Raw genomic sequence first — 4175 nt, forward strand, 5'->3', positions numbered from 1 at the left:
CCATATTTCTGTGGTTTTGAAAAGTGGCAGGATTTCAAGTCTGCGGATTAAGGTATACACCTGACTTTCTTAACAGATTCACAACGTCAGCAGCTTTCAATACCTTTCCCATAGATACAACTTTTTCATTGACGACAAGAGCTGGCATACGCATAACACCGTAGGACATCACTTTTTCCATATCGGTGATATACTCCACTTCCACAGACAAACCCATCGCTTTCACTGCTTCTTTCGCATTCTCATATTGCTGGTGACAGGACTTACAGCCTGCGCCCAGCACCTTTATGCTTTTGATTGTAGTGGTCTGTTTCTGTTTTACCGTTTGCTCTGAAGTGTTCTTTTTGTTAAAAAATCCGAATAATGACATCATAAGTCCTCCTAAATAATAAAATACTGAATCGTATTAAAGAAATAGCCAACAACAATGATTCCCATCGTACAAATCGCAATGAAGATACCCAGCAGCTTCGGTTTTACTGCCTTACGCAGCATAATCATCGAAGGCAGGGACAATGTGGTTACGCCCATCATAAATGAAAGGACAACGCCAAGCAGCGCACCTTTTGCAAGTAAAGCCTCCGCAATGGGGATCGTTCCGAAAATATCCGCATACATGGGAATCCCTGCAATCGTTGCAAGAATCACACCAAACGGATTATTGTCACCGAGGATTTTTACAATGAATTCTTCGGGTATCCAATTGTGAATGACTGCTCCGATGCCAACACCTATCAGAACGTATGGGAATACCTTTTTGGCTGTTCCCCATACTTGTTCCATGGCGTATTTTGCACGGTCTTTGAAATGCAGTTCCTCCTGCGGAACATCAATCGCTTTGCCGTTTCGGATAAAATCCTCCACCTGATCTTCAAGGTGCAGCTTTTCGATAAGTGTACCGCCTGCAACTGCGATCACAAGCCCGACAATCACGTATACTACAGCGACCTTCCAACCGAAAATACTCATAAGCAATACAAGTGAACCCAGGTCTACCATAGGCGATGAAATCAGAAATGAAAATGTCACGCCAAGAGGCAAGCCCGCACTTGTAAAGCCGATAAAAAGAGGAATTGAGGAACAGGAACAGAATGGCGTGACAGTACCCAGCAGTGCGGCAATACAGTTTGCACCAATACCATGAAACCTGCCGAGAATTTTCTTTGTGCGTTCGGGAGGAAAGTAGCTCTGGATATACGAGATCATAAAAATCAGAACACCCAGCAATACCATGATTTTAATCATGTCATAAATGAAAAAATGTATGCTTCCTCCGATTTTTTCGCTTGTGTCAAGTCCAAGGGAATTCAGAATCGTGCCAATGAACCGGTTCAGCCATGCCATGCCGAGAATTTCATTCTGAAAGAAATCCCAGCCGGTTTTCAGTGCTTCCATAGGGACAGCTCCTTTCTGTGATTTATAAATATAAATATAGAAATGCATCTATATTATACATTGCATTTTAGCCGTGTGTAAAAATAACCGCTAAAACTATTTTTCACAACACGACTGATTTTCCTTTGAACTATTCACTGTTGTCAGGGCGTCAAAACATTCTCTTGCGTACGCTGTCCCTTCCGATGAAATAGAATAGTGCATCCACTTGCCTTCCTTGCGACCCTCAACAATGCCACTGTCGCAGAGGATTTTCATATGATGCGAAAGCGTAGGCTGAGTGATGTTCATTTCTTCAAGCAGCATGCAGGCGCATTTTTCACCGCTTTGCAATAACTGCAAAATCTTTATGCGATTTTCATCGCAGAATGCTTTGAAAATAACAGCAGTTTTTTTGGAATCAAGTTTCATGATATCCCTCCTTTCAGTTTGATTTCATAGCTATGTCCCGCATCTGCCAAGCCTTTCAGAAAAGTCTCTTTTACCTGCGCAGTAAAGCTCCCTTTGCAGGGAATCACATTAAGACAACACCGCACAAAGAACGCCTGTCGGCTTTGCACGACATATACTTGCATTTTTTCCGTCATATTTCACAAAAATGCTCGTAGAGTACATCTGACGCACAATCTTTGTGCAATATTGCCTTAAACTTATCTATGCATTAGTATACATCACATATCGAAAATTGTCAATATGTAAAATTATACAAAAAGCACTCCTTAAAAAAAGCAGTGTGCACAATTCCATAAATTCACAATCATGATCTGCATATCCTCCATATTGCGGATGTTGGCTTTCAAAACCTTTTGGGAAGGAGAAATGCTGATTCAATCACGCCATGGGGCTTGGCACGCATCTTGCTTACATATGACGTGCAAAGTCAACAGGCGCTCTTTGTGCGGTGTTTCCTATAATTTGCAATTACGTTAAAATGCCCTGTGTAACGTACACAGGGCATTTGCGCATTTATTCATAACCTGTTCTTCTGATAAAATCACCTGCTGTCAAGGGATTTCATCCATCGTTTCATTGTTATACCGTGCTTTGCTGTTTCATCTGGTAATCAACATCTTCATCAATCATAACAAGCATAATTTCAGCAATTTCAGAATCAAACTGCGTACCTTTTCCGCTTTCAATTTGTTCCCTGACAACTTCTTGCGGCAGGACGTCACGGTATGGTCTTTTACTCGTCATCGCGTCATAAGCATCAGCAACGGCGATTATTTTAGCAAGATATGGAATCTCGCTATCATTCAGATGATTTGGATATCCCTTGCCGTCAATTCGTTCATGGTGACATTTTGCGCCTTGTGCAAACTTGCCTTTTATGGAGATACCCTTTAAGATTTCATATCCAACAGACGGATGACGCTTGATTTCAGCATATTCTTCATCTGTGAGTTTTCCATTTTTATTAATAATACCATTATCTATTCCCAGTTTTCCCACATCATGGATCAAACCGGCATGATAAATTTCATCCGCTTCCTGTGCTGAAAAGCCCAGGCGAAATGCAAGTTCCTGCGCATATCTGGCAACTCGTTTTGAGTGACCTGCGGTATAGGGGTCATTCGCGTCAACCGCTTTTGCAATTGCTTCGAAAGTTTCTTGTGAAAGACGTTCTAATTCCTGGTTTTTCAGATTGAGTTCATCAATATATTTCGCTTTTTCAGCTTGAACCAATGCATCATTCAGTTCATTTCTTCTGGTATACAGTATATCAATTACAAATGTGGAAAAAAGAGCTTGAATCAGTAAAATTGCTACAGTAATAATTGTTTCCGGAACAATATTGACATTATATTCCGAATCAGTTCCCCTGGCAATAACAGCAATCATCAGCAAGGCGATATTCAATGCAGTGACATTCCGGCACATTTTCTTGTCTTCGTACATAATTGTAAAAATAAGAGGCATTGTGAAAGTTAAAAATGTTGGTGCAAACTGATAATGAGAAAATGAAATATTCAGGCAGATCAGGCTCATGGAAAGCGTGAGTATATATTTTTTCTTTTCATCACTTTTAATTTTATGACACGAAAAAAAGCAGATCGTCATTACAACCAAATTGAATAGTGTTGTCATAAGCTGATATCGAATCAGTTTGCCGACAATGGTGTTTTGGTTATATCCCTGCTGCTCTGTGAGAAACAGAAGGGTATTGACGACAACCTCGACACAGAACTGACAGATGGACATTCCGATGATGGCTTTTTCTATGATTTTTTGCCAATGCTCGTAATTGATTTTTTCAGTTCCCATTTTCACGCACTCCTTTCTGCATATATATTACCATAAATGAAAAGTTTTGTCAATAGCAGTATTTTTTATGGCAACACCGCACAAAAAATTGTGCGTCATGATATACTCTTCGAGCATAAGAAGCCACAAAAAAATAGCCTCGAAAATACGTTGTTTTACGTATTTTCGAGGATTTCGTAACCTTTGCGATTACGCATTTACGTTTGGTGGAGGCGATGCGTGACTATCTTTTTTTGCGTATTTTCAAGATTTCGGAAGTGCGACACCACGCAGATGCGTGGTTTTTCGCTATCAAGATCTTTAAAAAATTGTTGTAGATGAATTCTTCATGCTCTACTTTGGATCGCTTTTACATAGTATATCGTATGGGGATGTTAAGTAGCACAGCATTTTTCAAATCAGATTAAAAACTCTTTTTTAAGGTAAACAACATTATACCATCGACATTCTCGTTCTGTAGTTCGTTGTAAGCAGTATAATAAAACATACAGAAATCCGCCAAAAGGAATGTACAG

At 40.0% G+C, this 4175-nt stretch carries 4 protein-coding genes; all 4 read right to left on the minus strand.

The genetic code is table 11. From position 1 onward, the window contains the following. Window positions 1-34: 34 nt before the first annotated feature. A complete protein-coding gene (locus Q0418_RS00920) occupies window positions 35-370 on the minus strand; it encodes a thioredoxin family protein (protein ID WP_298481664.1) in 336 nt (111 codons plus the stop codon). Window positions 371-381: 11 nt separating this feature from the next. Further along, window positions 382-1395 carry a permease gene (locus Q0418_RS00925; RefSeq protein WP_298481665.1) on the minus strand — a complete coding sequence of 338 codons (1014 nt, stop codon included), beginning with the start codon at window positions 1393-1395 and terminating at the stop codon, window positions 382-384. Between the two features lie 96 nt (window positions 1396-1491). Next, on the minus strand, window positions 1492-1806 hold the full coding sequence (locus Q0418_RS00930) for a metalloregulator ArsR/SmtB family transcription factor (protein WP_298481666.1): 315 nt from the start codon (window positions 1804-1806) through the stop codon (window positions 1492-1494). 621 nt (window positions 1807-2427) lie between these two features. Next, window positions 2428-3660 (minus strand): HD-GYP domain-containing protein, encoded by a 1233-nt coding sequence (locus Q0418_RS00935; RefSeq protein WP_298481667.1) that lies wholly within the window; start codon window positions 3658-3660, stop codon window positions 2428-2430. Between the last annotated feature and the right edge of the window lie 515 nt (window positions 3661-4175).

The organism is uncultured Ruminococcus sp. (assembly GCF_937915125.1).
In the GTDB taxonomy this organism is placed as follows: domain Bacteria; phylum Bacillota; class Clostridia; order Oscillospirales; family Ruminococcaceae; genus Ruminococcus_C.